This is a genomic window from Streptomyces sp. NPDC059909, assembly GCF_042730885.1.
Lineage (GTDB): Bacteria > Actinomycetota > Actinomycetes > Streptomycetales > Streptomycetaceae > Streptomyces.
The window spans coordinates 74,675-94,065 of sequence record NZ_JBHWKX010000014.1; the positions used below are offsets into that span (position 1 = coordinate 74,675).

At 70.8% G+C, this 19,391-nt stretch carries 16 protein-coding genes and 2 tRNA genes; 15 read left to right on the top strand and 3 right to left on the bottom strand.

The features are described 5' to 3' along the window. Positions 1–73 precede the first annotated feature (73 nt). The 6 genes from ACFV9O_RS12780 to ACFV9O_RS12805 all read left to right on the top strand — a co-directional run bounded on the left by ACFV9O_RS12780 (position 74) and on the right by ACFV9O_RS12805 (position 6,673). Positions 74–1,291, top strand: coding sequence for a glycosyltransferase family 2 protein (locus ACFV9O_RS12780; RefSeq protein ID WP_385416167.1), 1,218 nt, complete (start codon positions 74–76; stop codon positions 1,289–1,291). A 173-nt stretch (positions 1,292–1,464) separates the two neighbouring features. Further along, complete coding sequence (proB, locus tag ACFV9O_RS12785) at positions 1,465–2,586, top strand: glutamate 5-kinase (protein WP_385416169.1); 1,122 nt, start codon at positions 1,465–1,467, stop codon at positions 2,584–2,586. A 155-nt stretch (positions 2,587–2,741) separates the two neighbouring features. Continuing rightward, the gene (locus tag ACFV9O_RS12790; RefSeq protein ID WP_385416170.1) at positions 2,742–3,341 is read left to right on the top strand and encodes a hypothetical protein; all 600 of its coding nucleotides are present in this window, start codon (positions 2,742–2,744) and stop codon (positions 3,339–3,341) included. Positions 3,342–3,519: 178 nt separating this feature from the next. Continuing rightward, complete coding sequence (locus ACFV9O_RS12795) at positions 3,520–4,803, top strand: glutamate-5-semialdehyde dehydrogenase (protein ID WP_385416172.1); 1,284 nt, start codon at positions 3,520–3,522, stop codon at positions 4,801–4,803. Positions 4,804–4,870: 67 nt separating this feature from the next. After that, a complete protein-coding gene (locus ACFV9O_RS12800; protein WP_385416174.1) occupies positions 4,871–5,479 on the top strand; it encodes a hypothetical protein in 609 nt (202 codons plus the stop codon). Positions 5,480–5,557: 78 nt separating this feature from the next. Next, positions 5,558–6,673 carry a hypothetical protein gene (locus tag ACFV9O_RS12805; RefSeq protein WP_385416177.1) on the top strand — a complete coding sequence of 372 codons (1,116 nt, stop codon included), beginning with the start codon at positions 5,558–5,560 and terminating at the stop codon, positions 6,671–6,673. Here ACFV9O_RS12805 and ACFV9O_RS12810 read toward each other — a convergent pair. Further along, positions 6,658–7,743, bottom strand: coding sequence for a M48 family metallopeptidase (locus ACFV9O_RS12810; protein ID WP_385416180.1), 1,086 nt, complete (start codon positions 7,741–7,743; stop codon positions 6,658–6,660). The genes ACFV9O_RS12805 and ACFV9O_RS12810 overlap by 16 nt on opposite strands. Positions 7,744–7,983: 240 nt before the next feature. On the opposite strand from ACFV9O_RS12810, the gene ACFV9O_RS12815 reads away from it, so the two are divergent. The 8 genes from ACFV9O_RS12815 to ACFV9O_RS12850 all read left to right on the top strand — a co-directional run bounded on the left by ACFV9O_RS12815 (position 7,984) and on the right by ACFV9O_RS12850 (position 12,825). After that, positions 7,984–8,145 (top strand): hypothetical protein, encoded by a 162-nt coding sequence (locus ACFV9O_RS12815; RefSeq protein WP_385416182.1) that lies wholly within the window; start codon positions 7,984–7,986, stop codon positions 8,143–8,145. Between the two features lie 43 nt (positions 8,146–8,188). Further along, the gene (gene nadD, locus ACFV9O_RS12820) at positions 8,189–8,806 is read left to right on the top strand and encodes a nicotinate-nucleotide adenylyltransferase (RefSeq protein WP_385416297.1); all 618 of its coding nucleotides are present in this window, start codon (positions 8,189–8,191) and stop codon (positions 8,804–8,806) included. A gap of 19 nt (positions 8,807–8,825) precedes the next feature. Further along, positions 8,826–10,613: a LytR C-terminal domain-containing protein gene (locus tag ACFV9O_RS12825; RefSeq protein WP_385416185.1), complete on the top strand. Its 1,788-nt coding sequence runs from the start codon at positions 8,826–8,828 to the stop codon at positions 10,611–10,613. A 121-nt stretch (positions 10,614–10,734) separates the two neighbouring features. Continuing rightward, complete coding sequence (gene rsfS, locus ACFV9O_RS12830) at positions 10,735–11,175, top strand: ribosome silencing factor (protein WP_385416299.1); 441 nt, start codon at positions 10,735–10,737, stop codon at positions 11,173–11,175. Then, the gene (locus ACFV9O_RS12835; RefSeq protein ID WP_385416302.1) at positions 11,172–11,831 is read left to right on the top strand and encodes a histidine phosphatase family protein; all 660 of its coding nucleotides are present in this window, start codon (positions 11,172–11,174) and stop codon (positions 11,829–11,831) included. Before rsfS ends, ACFV9O_RS12835 begins: the two co-directional genes overlap by 4 nt. A 138-nt stretch (positions 11,832–11,969) precedes the next feature. Further along, positions 11,970–12,042: transfer RNA gene (locus ACFV9O_RS12840), tRNA-Ala, on the top strand. 318 nt (positions 12,043–12,360) lie between these two features. Then, positions 12,361–12,594 carry a hypothetical protein gene (locus tag ACFV9O_RS12845; protein ID WP_026277450.1) on the top strand — a complete coding sequence of 78 codons (234 nt, stop codon included), beginning with the start codon at positions 12,361–12,363 and terminating at the stop codon, positions 12,592–12,594. A 158-nt stretch (positions 12,595–12,752) separates the two neighbouring features. Then, positions 12,753–12,825: transfer RNA gene (locus ACFV9O_RS12850), tRNA-Ala, on the top strand. Between the two features lie 66 nt (positions 12,826–12,891). On the opposite strand, the gene ACFV9O_RS12855 is transcribed toward ACFV9O_RS12850, so the two are convergent. Together ACFV9O_RS12855 and ACFV9O_RS12860 are read right to left on the bottom strand one after the other, a co-directional pair. After that, on the bottom strand, positions 12,892–14,466 hold the full coding sequence (locus ACFV9O_RS12855; protein ID WP_385416187.1) for an NADH-ubiquinone oxidoreductase-F iron-sulfur binding region domain-containing protein: 1,575 nt from the start codon (positions 14,464–14,466) through the stop codon (positions 12,892–12,894). Beyond that, positions 14,463–15,986, bottom strand: coding sequence for a hypothetical protein (locus ACFV9O_RS12860; protein ID WP_385416189.1), 1,524 nt, complete (start codon positions 15,984–15,986; stop codon positions 14,463–14,465). The genes ACFV9O_RS12855 and ACFV9O_RS12860 overlap by 4 nt, the downstream gene beginning before the upstream one ends. A gap of 454 nt (positions 15,987–16,440) precedes the next feature. On the opposite strand from ACFV9O_RS12860, the gene leuS reads away from it, so the two are divergent. Further along, a complete protein-coding gene (leuS, locus tag ACFV9O_RS12865; RefSeq protein ID WP_385416191.1) occupies positions 16,441–19,338 on the top strand; it encodes a leucine--tRNA ligase in 2,898 nt (965 codons plus the stop codon). Positions 19,339–19,391 lie beyond the last annotated feature (53 nt).

The following is a 19,391-nucleotide window of genomic DNA, read 5'->3' on the forward strand; positions in this document are numbered from 1 at the left end:
TCCCGGGGCTTTTCCGGAAGCCACTTCAGAGGCCCTTCCGGATGCCGGGGCCGGGGCCTGTCCCGATGCCAGCGTGATCATCGGCGCCTACGAGGCGATGCCGTATCTCGTGAAGTGCCTCGACTCGGTCGAGGCACAGACGCTGGGACCCGCCAGGATCGAGATCGTCGCCGTCGACGACGGCTCGACGGACGGCACAGGGGAGTACCTGGAGGAGTTCGCGGCCCGGACGAAGGTGCCGATGCGGGTGGTGCGCCAGCCCAACTCCGGTGGCCCCAGCGGCCCGCGCAACAGGGGTCTGGCCATGGCCCGCGGCCGCTACGTCTTCTTCCTCGACGCCGACGACCACCTGGGCGAGGAAGCACTGGAACGCCTGGTCGCGATGGGCGACCGGGCAGGCACGGACGTCGTCCTCGGCAAGGTCGTCGGCGTCAACCGCAACGCAGCCAAGTCGATGTGGGGCCGCACCGTGGAGCGGGCCGACATCTACACCTCCAACGTCAAGTTCACGCTGAGCGCGCAGAAACTCTTCCGGCGCGAGCTGCTCGTACGGCACGGCATGAGGTTCGACGAGTCCCTGCGCACGGGCGAGGACGCGCTGTTCACGATGGAGGCGTATCTGCGGGGCGCGGGAGTCTCCGTCGTCGCCGACTACACGTGCTATTACCTGGTCGGCCGCGAGGACGGGAAACACCTGACGAAGACCGGCGGGTACGAGCCCCGCTTCGACTCGGCCGCCGCACTGATGAAGCTGATCGCCGCCCACGTGCCCCCGGGGGTACGCCGCGACCAGCTGATGGTCAGACCCTTCACGGTCACTCTGCTGCCGCAGTTCGGCCCGATCGTGCTGCGCCAGCCGGAGAAGTACCTCCGTCACAAGACGGAGCTCGCCGCCCCGCTCATGGCCGCCTACTGGACTCCCGGCGTGGCGTGCCGGCTCCGGGTGGAGGAGCGGCTGCGGCTCACCTGCGCGGCCCTGGGCCGGCCGGATCTGCTGCGGGACGTCCTCGCCTTCGTCCGCGACGGCGGCCGGCCCGAGGTGGTGCGCCGCCGCGGCCGGGACCATCTCGCTTATCCGCACTTCGGCGACCCGGACGCCGGGATCCCCCTGTCCGCGTACGAGGTGACCGTGACCGAGCGCATCGGCGGGCGGCGGATCGAGCCGCGTCTCCCGCTCGCCCGGCGCGTGGCGCGACGCGTGGCCCGGCGTCTGAGGCGGGTGGCCGCCGGACACGGCCTGGGCCGGTTGCGGGCGGGCCTGTTGCGGGTGTCCCGGCCGTCCAGCGGGTGAGCCGGGGCGGGCTGCCCGGCGGTGCGTCCGCCGGGGTGGTTCGCCGCACGGCCCGGGCGCGTCCGCCGGGCGGCCCGCGGTGCGTCCGCGGGGCTGTCCAGCGGGTGAAATGCGAGAGCACCGAAGACGCTGCCTGACATAGATTCGCCCCTGTGACAGGTGCAAGGCAGACAGTGGCAAGGCAGTACGTGGCGGAAGCCCGCAGGGTCGTCGTCAAGATCGGCTCGTCCTCGCTCACCACGGCCGCGGGCGGCCTCGACGCCGACCGCGTGGACGCCCTCGTCGACGTGCTCGCCAAGGTCCGCAGCGGCGGTGAGAAGGAGATAGTGCTGGTCTCCAGCGGCGCCATCGCCGCCGGTCTCGCACCGCTCGGCCTGGCCCGCAGGCCCAAGGACCTGGCCCGTCAGCAGGCAGCGGCCAGCGTCGGGCAGGGCCTGCTCGTCGCCCGCTACACCGCCTCCTTCGCCCGCTACGGCGTCCGCGTCGGCCAGGTGCTCCTCACCACCGACGACACCAGCCGCCGCGCCCACTACCGCAACGCCTACCGCACCCTCGACCAGCTCCTCACCATGGGCGCCGTCCCGGTCGTCAACGAGAACGACACCGTCGCCACGGACGAGATCCGCTTCGGCGACAACGACCGGCTCGCCGCCCTCGTCGCCCATCTCGTACGGGCCGATCTGCTCGTCCTCCTCTCCGACGTGGACGGCCTCTACGACGGCGACCCGAGCAAGCCCGGAACCTCCCGGATCCTGGAGGTCCGTGGGCCGCAGGACCTGGCGGGCGTGGAAATCGGCTCGGCGGGCAAGGCGGGCGTCGGCACCGGCGGCATGGTCACCAAGGTCGAGGCCGCCCGGATCGCGGCGGCCGCGGGCGTCCCCGTCGTCCTCACCTCTGCCAGCAGGGCCGCCGACGCCCTCGCCGGACGCGACACGGGCACCTACTTCCGCCGGACCGGCCGCCGCTCGGCCGACCGGCTGCTGTGGCTCCAGCACGCCTCGACCCCGCAGGGCTCGCTGACCCTGGACGACGGGGCCGTGCACGCCGTCGTCCAGGGCCGGAAGTCGCTGCTTCCCGCCGGAATCGCCGCGGTCGAGGGCGAGTTCAGTGCCGGGGACCCGGTGGAACTGCGCGACTCCGAGGGCCGCGCCGTCGCCCGCGGGCTCGTCAACTTCGACGCGAAGGAGATCCCGCAACTCCTCGGCCGCTCCACCCGCGAACTGGCCAAGGAGCTCGGTCCCGCCTACGAGCGCGAGGTCGTACACAGAGACGATCTCGTCGTCCTGCAGCCCTGACCGACCCCTGAAACGGCTGAAACTCCTGCCTTCAGGCAGGGACCTTTACCAAAACCGCCCCGCCACCGGCCCGGGACTGGTCAACTTTGTCAGGGGGACTTTGTCACGGGACAAGGCGGGGTTCAGCACCACAACGCATCAACAGGAGGCCGCCGGTGAGACGAGCGCGCCCGGGGGCGGCGCCCCGAGGGACAGGGGGCACGTCCCGCACCCGCAGGGCCGTGGGGGAGCAGCGGGCCCTCACCAGCGTGGAGGCGGGGCCCGACTTCGACGACGACTTCGACGACGAGCGCGACGACGACACGGCCCGTGCCACCGGCACGACCGGCACGGCCGGCACCGACACCCGCGCCGACGGTGCGGGCGAGCGCGCGGCGAGCCTGCACCCGGAGACCTGCGCCAGGGACCGCACAGTGTCCAAGCTCTGGCACATCACCCTCTGCGTCTCGGGTGCTGAGGCCCCGCTGAAGGAGGTCAGGCGCGGACTCGAACAGCTCGCGCACGACCACCCGTTCCTGCTGACCAGCCGGTACGCCAACGATCACGCCGAGATCCGCTACTGGGAAGAGGCCCGGGACCTGCACGACGCCGCCGCGGTGGCCCTGCGGCTGTGGGGCGAGCACCGCACCAGTGCCAACCTGCCGCCGTGGGAGATCGTCGGGCTGGAGGTCATCGACCGCGAGACGTACCACCAGCGCATCGCGGAGGGCTACGGCCCGCCGCCCGCGGCCCCCGTCGGCGTTCACCCCTTCTGAGGCTTTCGCCGACGGTTTCGCCGGCCCTCGCGCGCACGGGTCCCGGTCCCGTACCGGGGCCCGTGCCTTCTCGCAGGGCCTCGTTCGCGTCCGGCGCCGCGTCTCGCACCGTTCGTACCGCGTCTCGCAGTGCGGAATACGCGCGGGATGCCCGCTGGCCGCGCATTACCCTGCGGACATGACCTCGCTCTCGCCGTACGACAATCTTTCCCCGGTCGCCCAGGCCGCCTACCGGGCCCGCGCGGCCGCCGCCGAGATCGCGCCACTCCCGCGCTCGGTGAAGGACGACGCCCTGCTGGCGATCGCCGACGCCCTCGAGGTCCGCACGGCCGAGATCGTCGAGGCCAACGCCGAGGACATCGCCCGTGCCCGCGAGGCCGGCACCAGCGAGGGGATCATCGACAGGCTAAGCCTCACCCCGCAGCGGGTCCGGGACATCGCCGCCGACGTGCGTGACGTCGCCGCACTGCCCGACCCCGTCGGCGAGGTCGTCCGAGGCTCGACCCTCCCCAACGGCATCGACCTGCGCCAGGTCCGCGTCCCGCTCGGCGTCGTCGGCATCATCTACGAGGCCCGACCGAACGTCACGGTGGACGCCGCCGCCCTCTGCCTGAAGTCCGGGAACGCCGTTCTGCTCCGTGGCTCCGCCTCCGCCTACTCGTCCAACACCGCCCTGGTGAGGGTCCTGCGCGACGCGGTCGGCGGAGCCGGGCTGCCCGCCGACGCCGTGCAACTCGTCCCCGGCGAGAGCCGCGACTCGGTGCGCGAACTGATGCGCGCCCGCGGCCTCGTCGACGTCCTCATCCCGCGCGGCGGCGCCTCCCTCATCCGCACGGTCGTCGAGGAGTCCACCGTCCCGGTCATCGAGACCGGCACCGGCAACTGCCACGTCTACGTCGACGCCCAGGCCGACCTCGACATGGCCGTCGACATCCTGATCAACTCCAAGGCCCAGCGGCCCAGCGTCTGCAACGCGGCCGAGACCCTTCTCGTCCACCAGGACATCGCCGCCGCCTTCCTGCCCCGTGCCCTGGACGCCCTCGCCGAGGCCGGCGTCACCGTCCACGCCGACGAGCGGACCCTGGCCCACGCCGAGGGCTCCAAGGTCACCGTCGTGGCCGCCACGACCGAGGACTGGGAGACCGAGTACCTCTCCTACGACATCGCCGCCGCCGTCGTCGACTCCCTCGACAAGGCCGTTGAGCACATCCGCCTCTGGTCCTCCGGTCACACGGAGGCCATCGTCACCACCTCCCAGGCCGCAGCCCGCCGTTTCACCCAACTGGTCGACTCCACGACGGTCGCCGTCAATGCGTCCACCCGTTTCACCGACGGGGGCCAGTTCGGTTTCGGTGCCGAGATCGGTATCTCCACGCAGAAGCTGCACGCCCGCGGCCCGATGGGCCTCCCGGAGCTGACCTCGACGAAGTACATCGTCACCGGCGACGGTCACACTCGGTGAGCGAGGAGTGCGGGCAGTTGCCCGCACTCCCTGCCCAAAACCCACGCCCAGGTCTACTCTGAAAGGCGTGCCGGACGACGTGGGGGGCAGGCCGTTCCCGGACGGCTGGGAGCCCGACGACGACCGCGGAGGCGCCGACAAGGACTTCGCCTCCGTGGTGTTCGACGAGGACTTCGTACGGGCCGCCGCGATCCATGAGCCGACCGCCGTCGAGCGGCTGCTGGCGGCCGCTCAGGCGCGCGCCGAGGCCGAAGCCGCCCGCGCCCGTGCCGGAGCCGGTCCCGCGGACGACGAGCTCTACGAGGACGGCTACGGCCCGGGCGGTGAGTACGGCAGCGACCGCCCGTACGACGAGTACGACCCCGAGGACCGCGCCGGGCGGTACCTGGACCCCTACCCGCACGGCGGCTCCCTGCGCCCTTACCGCGGCGCCGCCCGCTGGCATCGCCCGGTCGCCTGGGTGCTCGCCCTCGTGATGGGCATCGGCATGGTCGCCCTCGCCTTCACCGCCGTCTACCGTGGCGCGTCGGCCAACCGCCAGGACACCGTTCCTCCACCCGCCACGACGGGCGTCGACGTCCCTTCCGGGACACCCGCTCCGGACCGTGTGACCAGCCCCTCCGCCTCCGCGGAGTACTCCGCACCACCCGTCTCCGCCGTGCCCCGCACCCCCTGACGGAGTCCGTAGGACCTTGTCAGAACTTGTCGCGCAGCACCGCGTTTACGTGGGCTTCTCCCGACCTAACCTGAAGGTATGGCAGGGCGTGGAGACCCACCTGAGGGGACACCCGAGGGGCTCCCCGGCGGAGGTGAGGACGAGTACCGGTCCGTCGTCTTCGACGAATCGTTCGTCCGCGCTGCCCGCCTCCAGGAGTACTCCGCCGAGGAGCGCATGGGCGACCACGCCAGGGCCGTCCGCACCCGCCCCGGCTGGAGCGCGGGAACCGGGTCGAAGCAGGCCTTCCTGCTGGTCCTGCTGATCGCCCTCGCCTTCGGCACCGCGATCTACATGGGCGTCCGCCACCCCAACCAGCCGCCGCCCGCCCAGCCCGCAGGCCCCTTGCGGAGCACGGTCGTACCCCTGGCACCCCAGGGCACCGTGCCCGGCGGGGAGCCCGCCGAGCTGTACGCAGACAGCCCCGCCGTCCAGTTCCGTCCAGGAGCCGCCGGAATCACCCTCCCGGCCGCCGTGCGCACCAAGAACTTCTCGGAGAGCCAGGTCATGACGGCGCTGACCATCGCCAAGGACTACCTCGTGGAGTCCTCGCTCGACCCCGATGTGCTCAGCGGCGCCGCGGCACGGCCCGTACGGGTGCTCCTCGACCCGGACCAGCTGCAGCAGTTCGACCAGTCCCTCGCCGCCCCGGCGAACGACGGCCGGCACGCGGCCACCGGCTGGCTGGTGCGCTTCGACCCTGCACAAGTCGCCCTCGCCGACCCCGAGGTGCGGGTCCAGGGCACGCTGCAAGTCCGTGACGCCGGCCCCAACGCCCTCGAGGTGATCTCGGACCACACCTTCACCTACGCGCTCCGTCCCGCCGCAGCGGGAGCCGTGGCCGGACCGGATCCCCCCACCGCCTCCGCGGGCGAGCAGCACGCGGATGACGCCTCCCTGTTCACCGTCCGCCGCGAGCTGCACTTCCGCTTCGACCGCGACGATCTGCGCACCCACCGCGCCGAGCTGCTCTTCAGCTACGTGCAGGCCGGACCGATGGCCTGCTCGGCCGACCCCTCCGATTCCCTGCAGCCGCTGCTGGCCGGCCGGCGGGCCACCGCCGATGGCCCGGCTGGCACCGACCCGTACGAGACGGACCGGACCGCCGCGGCGCTCTGCGGCGTCCTCGCCCCCGACGCTCAGCCCTTGCCCTGACCTCCGCCGCCCTTGTCGCCGTTGCGGTCCGCACCACCGGCCGAGCCGCTCGTGCCCGTGAACTTGTCACGCAGCCGGCCGCCCAGGTCACCGGCGCCGCCGGCTATGTCCCCGACCAGCTTCATCAGCGGATCCTTGCTGGTCCGCACCGAGTCCGCGTAGTGCGACGCCGACTCGCGGAAGGAGTCCGTGACCGAGGTGTCCTTGTCCTCCGTGCGGCGCGCGTAGTGGCCGTCCATGATCCGCTGGTAGTCGCGGCTCGCGGCCCACTTCTTCAGCTCGGCCGCGCGCACCGTGGTGAAGGGATGCGTGCGCGGCAGGACATTGAGGATCTTCAGCACGGAGTCCCGCAGATCGCCCCCTGCCTCGTACTCCTCGGCCTGCTCAAGGAACGCGTCCACGTTCATCTCGTGCAGATGGTTGCCACCGGCGATCTTCATCAGGCCGCGCATCGACGCCTGAAGATCCTGGCCGACCAGCAGTCCGGCCCGGTCCGCGGAGAGCTCCGACTTGCGGAACCACTCGCGCAGGGCGGTCACGATCGCCATGATCGCGACATTGCCGAGAGGGATCCAGGCGACCTTGAGCGCCAGATTCGTGAGGAAGAGCAGGATCGTGCGGTAGACCGAGTGGCCGGACAGGGCGTGCCCCACCTCGTGGCCGACGACCGCCCGCATCTCCTCCTCGTCGAGCAGCTCCACGAGCCCGGTGGTGACGACGATGATCGGCTCGTCCAGCCCGATGCACATCGCATTGGGCTTGGGGTCCTGCATGACGTACATCGGCGGGACCTTCTCCAGGTCCAGGATGTAACAGGCGTCGCGCAGCATGGCGTTGAGGTGCGCGAACTGGGCGTCGCTCACCCGTACGGAGTCCGACAGGAAGAGCAGTCGCAGGCTGCGCTCGGGCAGCAGACCGCTCAGCGCCTTGAAGACGGTGTCGAAGCCCGTGAGCTTGCGCAGGGCGACCAGCGCGGAGCGGTCCGCGGGATGCTCGTACGCCCGGGAGGAGATGTCCGGGAAGCGTTTGCGCTGCCTGCTCGGCACGTTCTCGGAACTGCTGTCGGTCATCGGATGCCCCCTGATCCTTACGCGTTCTGACCCGTCCCCCTGACAGACCCCAGAGTAGGTGCTGGGGTTGCCGCGCCGTGGGGGCCTGTGGATAACTCCGTCGGCGCCGCGCACACGCTCTCGCCACCGAAGCTCGCGAAAGCGACAACGACTGAGTCGGCGTGAGCGTGCCCGCACCTCCCGCATACGATGTGCGCGAAGTCTCCGCTCCGACTCCCGATCGATAAGGTCCTGCAGAAGATGAGCCTCGCCAGCACCGCCGCCAACCTGGTCTCTCTCGCCGAGAGCAGCGAGCACGGCGGCAACCACGAAAGCCTCAGCCCCTACCTCACCGGTTTCGGCGCCCTCGGCGCGCTGCTCCTGATGCTGTGGATCACCACCCGCTTCAACCGCGACCGCTGATACGGGTCGGACAGCCGTGCCAGTAGGCTCTGCACGCATGGGCATGGGACAGCAGGAACTGCCTACGAGGGGCGGCAAGCGCCGACTCGGCGTCATGGGCGGGACATTCGACCCGATCCACCATGGACACCTGGTGGCCGCCAGTGAGGTGGCCGCCCTGTTCCACCTCGACGAGGTGGTGTTCGTACCGACCGGGCAGCCGTGGCAGAAGAGCCACAAGGCGGTATCTCCGGCCGAGGACCGCTATCTGATGACGGTCATCGCCACGGCGTCCAACCCGCAGTTCTCGGTCAGCCGCATCGACATCGACCGCGGCGGCCCGACGTACACCATCGACACCCTGCGGGACCTGCGGGCCCTCAACCGCGACTCGGATCTGTTCTTCATCACGGGAGCCGACGCGCTCGCGCAGATCCTCACCTGGCGGGACGCCGAAGAGCTCTTCTCGCTCGCCCACTTCATCGGTGTCACCCGGCCCGGCCACGACCTGACGGACGACGGGCTGCCCAAGGGCGGTGTCTCCCTGGTGGAGGTGCCGGCCCTGGCGATCTCGTCCACCGACTGCCGGGCGAGGGTCGCGCAGGGCGACCCCGTCTGGTATCTGGTGCCGGACGGTGTGGTGCGCTACATCGACAAGCGCCAGTTGTACCGCGGCGACTGAGCCACGGAGAGGGGCACCGGTGAACGACCAGCAGAACCCGTACGACCCGTACTACTCGCAGCAGCCACAGATCATCGGCTACGACGAGTACGGGCGGCCCGTCTACCAGCAGCCCCACCACTCTCAGCAGCCTCAGGGTTACGGCCCGTACCCGCCGCAGCAGCGGCAGCAGCATCAGCATCAGCAACAGCAGCAGCAAGGCCGTCGGCCTGGGCACCCGCACGGCCAGAACCAAGGCCAGGGCGGTCAGGATCAGGGCTACGGATACGACCCGTACGCCCAGCCGCAGCAGCCCCAGGGGTACGACCCGTACGCGCAGCAGGGCCCCCCAAGGCACCAGCAGCCCCAGCAGGGCTACGGCTACGACAGCTACGACACTGGCCGGCAGGCCGCCGTCGACACCACGCAGCAGTGGAGCATCCCGCCGCAGCCGGCCCAGCCCCAGGCGGGCCCCCGGGGCCCGCAGGGCCCCGCTTCCGTACCGGGCCAGCGTCGCCCCGCCCCGGAGGGCCCGGGCCGCGACGGCGCGGCCAGGGACCGCGAGCAGCGCGAGTACGGGACCGAGCAGTTCTCGTTCATCGAGGAGCCGGACGAGGACTCCGAGGACGTCATCGACTGGCTCAAGTTCACCGAGAGCCGGTCCGAACGCCGCGAGGAGGCCAGGCGCCGAGGCCGCAACCGGGTCGTCGCCCTCGTCGTCGTCCTGGCCCTCGCGGCCGTGGGCGGCGTCGGCTACCTCTGGTACACGGGTGCACTGCCCGGCACCTCCAGCTCCGGCACCAAGCAGAACACCGCCACGGGGGCGCAGAAGCGAGACGTCATCGTGGTCCATCTGCACAACACCAAACAGGGCGGCACCTCCACCGTCCTCCTCGTCGACAACGAGACCACCAAGCAGGGCACCACGGTCCTGCTCCCGAACTCGCTCTCCGTCGCCGACGACGAGGGCGTCGCCACGACCCTCGGCAAGTCCGTCGACGAGGACGGGTCCACCGGCACCCGCGAGTCGATCGGCACCCTGCTCGGGACCAAGATCACCGGCACCTGGCGCCTCGACACCCCCTATCTGGAGAACCTCGTCGAACTCGTCGGCGGCATCGACATCAACACCAACACCGAGGTCCCTCCTGCAAAGAAGGGCGAGCCGCCGCTGGTGAAGAAGGGCGAGAACCAGACACTCAACGGCCGGATGGCCGTCGGCTACGCCACCTACCGTGCCTCCGGCGAGGCCGAGGCCGAGCAGCTGCAGCGCTTCGGCCAGGTGATGTACGGGGTACTGCGGAAGGTCTCGAGCGATCCGAAGGGCGCGACGGTGACCATCGAGACCCTGGCGCAGATCCTGGACCCCTCGCTGCCCGAGAAGGACCTGGGCGCCTCGCTCGCCAAGCTGTCCGAGTACGCCAAGGGCGGCGACTACAAGACCGCCCTGCTGCCCGTCCAGCAGGACGGCACGCTCAGCCAGGCTGCGAGCGACAGCGTCGTCAAGGACATCCTGGGCGGCAAGGTCAGCGCTCCTGAGCAGGGCGCGGCGGTACGGGTCGGCGTACGGAACGCCTCCGGGAACGGCGACGCCACCGAAACCGCCAGGATCGCCCTGGTCAACGGCGGCTACGCCTTCGTCGACGCGGGCAAGGCGGACACCGCGTCCTCCTCAAAGGTCACCTACGGTGACGAGGCCCAGAAGGCGAAGGCCGTGGAGGTCGCCAAGACCCTCGGGCTGCCCGAGAGCGCGGTCGCGAAGGGCAAGGCGGCGTCGAACGCAGACGTCACCGTCATCCTCGGCCAGGACTACAAGGTCAAGCGCTGACCACAGGGCCGGCCGGCACACGTGTCCCGGCGCTCCGAGGGGCGCCGGGACAATCACTGCGTGGGCTGTCGGCGGTCCGTGAGACCCTGGAGGGGTCTTGACCGCCGACGAAAGCCTGCATGTGACCGCCACGGACCGTTCCATCGAGCTCATCAATGTCGCCGCCCAGGCGGCAGCGGACAAGCTCGCGCACGACATCATCGCGTACGACGTCAGCGACGTGCTGTCGATCACGGATGCCTTTCTGCTCGCCTCCGCCCCCAGCGACCGCCAGGTCAAGTCGATCGTCGACGAGATCGAGGAGAAGCTCCTGAAGGAGCTCGGCGCCAAGCCGGTGCGCCGTGAGGGCGACCGCGACGCGCGCTGGATCCTGCTCGACTACGTCGACATCGTCGTGCACGTCCAGCACAGCGAGGAGCGTGTGTTCTACGCCCTCGAGCGGCTCTGGAAGGACTGCCCCGAGCTGCCGCTGCCCGAGGACGCCGTCAAGACCCGCGGCAAGGCCGAGGAACACGCCCGGCTCGTCGGGGACGGCAGCGGGACGGACGGTGAGCTGAGCTGAGCGTCACCGACACGGGTCCCGGCAGGGGCCGCCGCATCGTCCTGTGGCGGCACGGCCAGACCGCATGGAATCTGGAGCGCCGCTTCCAGGGCTCCACGGACATCGAGCTGACCGAGACCGGCGTCGGTCAGGCCCGTCGGTCCGCGCGGCTGCTGGCCTCGCTGAAGCCGGACGCGATCATCGCGTCCGACCTGAAGCGGGCGGTCGCCACGGCCCGCCAGCTCTCCGCGATCACGGGACACGACATCACCTTCGATGCCGCCCTGCGGGAGACCTATGCGGGCGTCTGGCAGGGGCTGACCCACGACGAGATCATCGGGCAGTACGGCGAGCAGTACGCGGCCTGGAAGCGCGGTGAGCCCGTGCGTCGCGGCGGCGGCGAGCTGGAGACCGAGGTCGCCGACCGCGCGGCGCCCTTCGTGCTGGGGCACACCGAGAAGCTCCCCTCGGGCGGCACGCTCGTCGTGGTGAGCCACGGCGGCACGATCCGCACCACCATCGGCCGGCTGCTCGGCCTGGAGGCGCGTCACTGGGAGAGCCTGGGTGGCCTCTCCAACTGCTGCTGGTCCGTGCTGGGCGAAGGTGCCCGCGGCTGGCGGCTGCTGGAGCACAACGCGGGCACGCTCCCCGAGCCGGTCCTCGGCGACGACGACTGACGCCGTTCGGGACTGCCGGCAGGCCGCGGGCGGCCGCCGGCAGGTCGCGCGCAGGCCCGGGACCGGCCGGATTTCACTTTCCGGCTGGTCACAGGCTAAGGTTCTTCTTGTTCGCAGCGCGGAGCGCGAAGAACACAAGGGGCTATAGCTCAGTTGGTAGAGCGCTTGCATGGCATGCAAGAGGTCAGGAGTTCAATTCTCCTTAGCTCCACAAGCTTCAACATCAGGATCCCGTCCCCGCAGGGGGCGGGATTTTGCGTTACCCCGGTCTCGTCCCGCCGACAGCGCTGACCCCCTTGCGGGGCCATGGCAGAATCGGGACGGCCGGAGGGGACGACGGCCCGGACGGGAGGGAGAGGCGATGCCCGGTAGCAGCCTCGAGGAGGATGATGACCTGCTCGCCGCTGCAGAGGCCAGAGCTCGCCTCAGCTGCCCCTCGTGCGGTTCGCCCCATGTCGCCCAAGTGCTCGGCGACAACGGAGGTATCTCGTACGTGTGCACGGCCTGCGGCCACAGCTGGAGCTGAATGATGGGTGCACACAGGCGGAAATGCGACTGGTGCGGCAGCGGCACGCCGATCGTCCGCGACATGGACCCCGTCAACCCCGAGTACCAGTACTGGTGCGAGGAGTGCGCGCGGGCGCTGATCATAAAAGGCGACCCCATCGAGACGTACCGTGAGCTCGAAGGGGAGCCGATCTACGGCCGGCTGCTCGACGAGCACTGCACCCTGAAACGGTTCTACTCGTTCGCCACGGCCTGAGCCTGCCTGCGACGGCCTGACCCCGCTTGTCCGGGTTTAACCGGACATGTGCGGTCAAGGGTGTGCGGACCGGAAACGATTTGGTGGACCACCGGGGTGACCGTGTAATGTTCTCTCTGTCGCCGCGGGGGAACCCGGAACGGGGCGGCGCACAGCAAGGGGCTATAGCTCAGTTGGTAGAGCGCTTGCATGGCATGCAAGAGGTCAGGAGTTCAATTCTCCTTAGCTCCACAGCAGCTCGGTAAGAGCAGAAGAAGAGGGCCATCCGATCCGGATGGTCCTCTTCTGCGTCTCCCGTCAACCCCGGCCGCTGCCAAGGGCCTTGCGGTTGCTGCTCGGCAACGCCGGGCGCTCGGACGGCGCCTGCTCGATGCGGAGCGCGAGCGCCGGGCAGCGGCGCACCGCACGCTGTGCACGCCCGCGCAGGTGCATCGGCACCGAGGCCTCGGCCACCGAGGGGTACCCGTCGGCGCCCATGCGGATCAGCTCGGGGACGATCTCCGCGCAGATCCCGTGGCCCTGGCAGAGCGTCCAGTCCACGGCGAGCTTCTCACCGCTCGGGATGGACTCCTCCGCGTCCTGGTAGCCGGGAACGGGCAGCGGCAGCACCCCGATCGTCTCGCGGCCGCAGCCGCCGTGCAGGACGTGCGCGGCGAGGTCGTCCGTGAACGCCGACAGGGTCGAGGCGAAGAAGCGTGCCGAGCCGTCGGGGTGCTTGCAGGCGCCACGCCCCTTCACCGCCTGCGTCACCTCGCGCAGCGCCTCCAGGGCGGCCGGTCCGCCGCCGTTGATCACGTCGGACAGTCCGCCCGCAGCCGCCGGCAGACCAAGCTTGCAGGGACCGCACTGGCCGGCCGTCTCGGCCGCGAGCCAGTTGGCCACGCGCTGCGCCTCACCGAGGGGGCAGGTGTCCGGGCCGATCGGCAGGATCGCACCAGCGCCCAGCGAGCCGCCCACGTTGGCCAGCGACTCCCGCGAGATCACGGCATCGTGCGTGGCGGCGGCGTCGATCCAGTTGCCGTGGTAGCCACCGGTCAGCACACCCTGGGGGACCGGCGGAGCGCCCGCGAGCTGGAGCACGTATCGCATCGGCACACCGGTCGGCACTTCGATGACCATGGGGCGCGCGACCGCACCGGAGACCGTCAGCATCACTGTGCCCGGCTCGTTCTCCAGGCCCGTGTGGCTGTACCGGCGCGCGCCGATACGGGCGGCGATGGCCAGCTGCGCGAACGTCTCCGCGTTCGACAGGAGCGTCGGCGCCCCGGCGACGCCCGAGTCCGATGCTCGCTCGCGGCGGCCCGGGGGCAGCGCGGGGCCGCCGCCGATGGCCCGGATGACCGCTGATGCCTCCCCGGAGACCATGCGCTCGGGGTTGCGCTGCACCCGCGCGCGCAGCTGCTGGCCGCGCCGGTCCGACAGTCCCCGTTCGGCGAGAGCCGCGCGCATGGAGATCTCCGTGGAGTTACGGGTCACCGCCACGATCAGCGTGCGGGCGCCCAGCGCCTCGGCCGCCAGCAGGGCGCCGTCGAGGATGAGATGCGGCGCCCGGTTGAGCAGAACGGTGTCCTTGCGGCAGGCCGGCTCGCCCTCACTGCCGTTGATCACGACGACGGGCCGCACCCCGCGCCGGATCGACGCCTTGGCCACGGCCCGCAGTTTCTGGCCGAAGGGGAAGCCGGCGCCGCCGCGCCCCCGCAGGGATATGCCCTCGGCGAGCTGGGCGAGCAGCTCTCCGGTCACGGGTTCGAGCGGTCCGTGCACCTTCAGGTGCATGGAGAGGTCGAGGCGCTCGACCAGATCGAAGCCCTGGGTCAGCTGGGGGAGGCCGACGACGCGGACTTCGGGGACGTCGGGGAGGGGGGTGTTCACGGTCGGTCTCCTGCGGGTGCGTTCCAGGGTTCCCCGGCCGGGGGCGGATAGAGGGGGCCGGGCGACGGCTGGGTGTCGTCGAGCGGGCGGGGAAGCGGGGAGGTAGGTGTCACGCCGTCGTAGCCGCCGGTGGCGGCGCCGCTGCCGTACGCGGACGCCGACCCCGGGTCGTACGGGTCGGCGTACAGGGGCGTGGGGCCGGTCTCGTAGGGGACGCCCGTCTCGTATCGCGTGGACGCGGCCGGCGGGGGGAACGCCTGTCCGGGGGGCGGCGGGGAAGGTGTCGGCCAGAACTCGGGGCGGGGACCGGATTCGTCCACCACGGGGAGCTCCTCGGTCATGGGGATGCGCTCGGCGAGGGGGATCTCGCCCGAGGGCGCAGGTGCCGCCCCTGGCGTACGGGCCGCTGCTCGTGCCGTACGGGAAGCGGTCTCACCCGCCAGGGAGACGGCGCGGTAGGCGGCGGAGATCCCGGTGCCGGGCCCTTCGCCGGACAGCGGCCCGCCGGCGACCGGGGCGGCTCCGGAGAAGGCGCCCGCGGTCGCGGCAGGCTCGGCGGACGGGGGCGGTGCCGCCTCGTAGAGGGGCGGGGCGGGAGCGGCGATGCGCCGGGGCTCTCCGCGCGGCGGGGCCAGTGGCTGCCCCATGGGGGCCCCGAGCGGCTGACCGATCGGCCTGCCCAGTGGTTCGTCCGGGCCGGCCGGACGCCGCCGCGGGAACTCGCGCTCGTACTGGGGCTGCGACGCGTCGGCCGAGGTGCCGGGCAGAGGAGCGACCGACAGGTCGCGCAGCGCCTGCTCGGGGGCCTCGGCAGGGCGGCCGCCGGACCCCACCAGGGCGATGAGCCGCTCGGCGATGCGCCGCTGCGTCTGGGGCGGCAGCAGCCGCAGGGCGACGGCGGTGGCGACACCGGTCAGGGCGAGGCAGTACATGACGACCACCCAGGTGGCCGCGGGGCGACCCGTGTAGAGGCCGTGCACCAGCGCCGAGCACCATGCGGGGTACGCGAGCATGTGCAGGGCCCGCCAGCGGGCGGCGGTCCGGATGTTGCCCGCGAGCGCGCTGCGCGCGGCGCCCGTCGAGCCGGCGATCACCATCAGCAGTCCGGCGAGGGAACCGAAACCGATGAGGCCGGACGTACCGGTGACACCGAGGCCGAACGGGATCAGTGCGCCGAGCAGCTCGACGTGCCCGAGCGAGACCTTGACCGTGCCGTGCAACAGGAGAAAACCGAGTGAGGCAACCGCGGTTGCCCGGTGGATGCCCTGGGCGAGCAGCCGGTGGCGGGTGGAGAGCAGCAATCGGTCGGTGGCTATCAGACCCCAGGCGACCGAGGCCGTGAGTGATACCAGGGAGAGAACTCCGGTGGTGAAGTCGAGCGCGGCGCGGAATCCGTCACTTCCGCCGATGGCGAGCAGGGGGAGGAGCACGAGAGCGGCGGCACTCAGTCCGCCCTGCACCTGCTTGCTCAGGCCTGGATTCGGACCGGGCGACGAACGGATCTTGCGATGAGGGTTCATGGGGGCGACTCCGAATGGTGCGGGAAAGCGGTCCCGTGGTTCGCATGCTAGGTCGAGCCATACCGGGCAGTACGAGGTTTGCTCGTTTAGTGGTGAGGGTGACCGGCGACTGACTCCGGGGTTGCCCCGGATAGGGTCGATACGCCGAGTAACCCGGAGGGGGGAACGGGCCCGATCGTGTTCGCTCGGAGTCGGATCGCGTTCACGTCGTGGCCGTATTGCGTTCGTCTCCGGCGCATGGACGCTCGATGCGGCCCGTACCGGCCCTGCGGTACCCTGACGCCATGCGTGCCGTACGCCTTCTGCTTAGCGGGCCGCGCTGATCAGTCCCGACCGGTGAATCGTCCGGTCGGAATCGGCGCGGCGTCCCCTCCTGTGCGAGGGGTCCTTTTGTTTGTGGGCACAGCCCGTTCCGGAAACGCTGGCAGAGACGATCGATGGAGCTTTAGGGATCATGAGCGAGACGAATTCCTCCCCCGCAGCCTTCGGCTCGGGTGGGGCCCCCTCTGCCGAGGTGGCCGCACCGCACCGCTACACGGCGGCCATGGCCGCCGATATCGAGGCACGCTGGCAGGACTTCTGGGACGCCGACGGCACGTACGAGGCGCCCAACCCGAGCGGTGACCTGGCCGGTGACCCGGCCGTCGTCGCCCGCCCCAAGAAGTTCATCATGGACATGTTCCCGTACCCCTCGGGCGCGGGCCTGCACGTCGGACACCCGCTGGGCTACATCGCGACCGATGTCTACGCCCGGTACCAGCGGATGACCGGCCACAACGTCCTGCACACCCTGGGCTTCGACGCCTTCGGCCTGCCCGCCGAGCAGTACGCCGTCCAGACCGGCACGCACCCGCGGGTCTCCACCGAGGCCAACATCGAGAACATGAAGGTCCAGCTGCGCCGGCTGGGTCTGGGCCACGACAAGCGCCGGTCGTTCGCCACGATCGACCCGGACTACTACAAGTGGACCCAGTGGATCTTCCTGCAGATCTTCAACTCCTGGTACGACGACGAGGCGAAGAAGGCCCGTCCGATCGCCGACCTGGTGCCGCAGTTCGAGAGCGGGGAGCGCGCGACGCCCTCCGGGCGCCCCTGGAGTGAGCTGAGCGCCGTCGAGCGCGCCGATGTGCTGGGTGAGTACCGCCTGGCCTACGCCTCCGACGCTCCCGTCAACTGGTGCCCCGGGCTGGGCACCGTCCTGGCGAACGAGGAAGTCACCGCCGACGGCCGCTCCGAGCGTGGCAACTTCCCCGTCTTCAAGGCCAATCTGCGCCAGTGGAACATGCGCATCACCGCCTACGCCGACCGGCTGCTGGACGACCTGGACGCGCTGGACTGGCCCGAGGCGATCAAGCTGCAGCAGCGCAACTGGATCGGCCGCAGCGAGGGCGCGCGCGTCAACTTCACGGTCGAGGGCCACGACGACGAGCGGATCACGGTCTTCACCACCCGCCCCGACACGCTGTTCGGCGCCACCTACATGGTTCTGGCGCCCGAGCACGGCCTGATCGACTCGATCCTGCCCGCCGAATGGCCCCAGGGGATCCCGCAGGACGTCAGGGACGCCTGGACGGGCGGTGCCGCGACCCCGGCCGAGGCCGTCGCCGAGTACCGCAAGCAGGCGCAGACCAAGAGCGATGTCGAGCGGCAGACCGAGCACAAGGACAAGACGGGCGTCTTCACCGGCGCGTACGCGCTGAACCCCGTCACCGGCGCCCGGATCCCGGTCTTCGTCGCCGACTACGTCCTGATGGGCTACGGCACCGGGGCCATCATGGCCGTCCCCGGCCAGGACGAGCGCGACTGGGAGTTCGCCGAGGCCTTCGGCCTGCCCATCATCCGTACGGTGCAGCCGCCGGAGGGCTGGGAGGGCGAGGCCTACACCGGTCAGGGACCGGCTATCAACTCCTCGAACGACGAGATCTCGCTGGACGGCCTGGGGGTCACCGAGGCCAAGGCGAAGATCACCGAGTGGCTGACCGGGCGCGGCATCGGCGAGGGAACCATCAACTTCCGCCTGCGTGACTGGCTGTTCAGCCGGCAGCGCTACTGGGGCGAGCCCTTCCCGATCGTCTACGACGAGGACGGTGTCGCCCACGCGCTGCCCGAGTCGATGCTGCCGCTGGAGCTGCCGGAGGTCGACGACTACTCGCCGCGGACGTTCGACCCCGACGATGCCGACACCCAGCCCGAGACCCCGCTGTCCCGCAACGAGGACTGGGTCAACGTCGAGCTGGACCTGGGTGACGGTGTGAAGACGTACCGCCGCGAGACCAACACCATGCCGAACTGGGCCGGTTCGTGCTGGTACGAGCTGCGCTACCTGGACCCGCACAACGAGTCGAAGCTGGTCGACCCCGGGATCGAGCAGTACTGGATGGGCCCGCGCGACGGCCGGCCGCACGGCGGCGTCGACCTGTACGTGGGCGGCGCCGAGCACGCCGTACTGCACCTGCTGTACGCCCGCTTCTGGTCCAAGGTGCTGTTCGACCTGGGGCACGTCTCGTCCGCCGAGCCGTTCCACAAGCTGTACAACCAGGGCATGATCCAGGCCTACGTCTACCGGGACGGCCGCGGCTTCCCGGTGCCGGCCGCGGAGGCCGAGGAGCAGGACGGCAAGTTCTACTTCGACGGCGAGCCGGTCAAGCGCGAGCTGGGCAAGATGGGCAAGTCCCTGAAGAACGCCGTCACTCCCGACGAGATCGCCGCGGAGTACGGCGCCGACACGCTGCGGTTGTACGAGATGGCCATGGGCCCCCTGGACGTCTCCCGGCCGTGGGACACCCGCGCGGTCGTCGGCCAGTACCGGCTGCTGCAGCGCCTGTGGCGGAACGTCGTCGACGAGACGACCGGCGAGGTCACCGTCGTGGACGACGAGCCGGACGAGGCGACGCTGCGCGCGCTGCACAAGGCCATCGACGGTGTCGGCCAGGACATGGAGGCGATGCGCTTCAACACCGCCATCGCCAAGATCACCGAGCTGAACAACCACCTGACGAAGACGGGCGGCCCGGTCGCCCGGTCGGTCGCGGAGCGGCTGGTCCTGCTGGTGGCACCGCTGGCGCCGCACATCGCCGAGGAGCTGTGGCGCCGGCTGGGGCACACCGACTCCGTGGTGCACCAGGACTTCCCGGTCGCCGACCCGGCGTACGTCGTGGACGAGACCGTGACGTGCGTCGTGCAGATCAAGGGCAAGGTCAAGGCGCGCCTGGAGGTCTCCCCGTCGATCACGGACGCGGAGCTGGAGGCGCTGGCACTGGGTGACGTGTCGGTCGCCGCCGCGCTGGGCGGCGCGGGGATCCGGAAGGTGATCGTGCGGGCGCCGAAGCTGGTGAACATCGTCCCCGCTTAACGGCCTCATGGGGGTTACCCCCTACGGGCAGGTTGGGGGTTCCTCTGGAACCC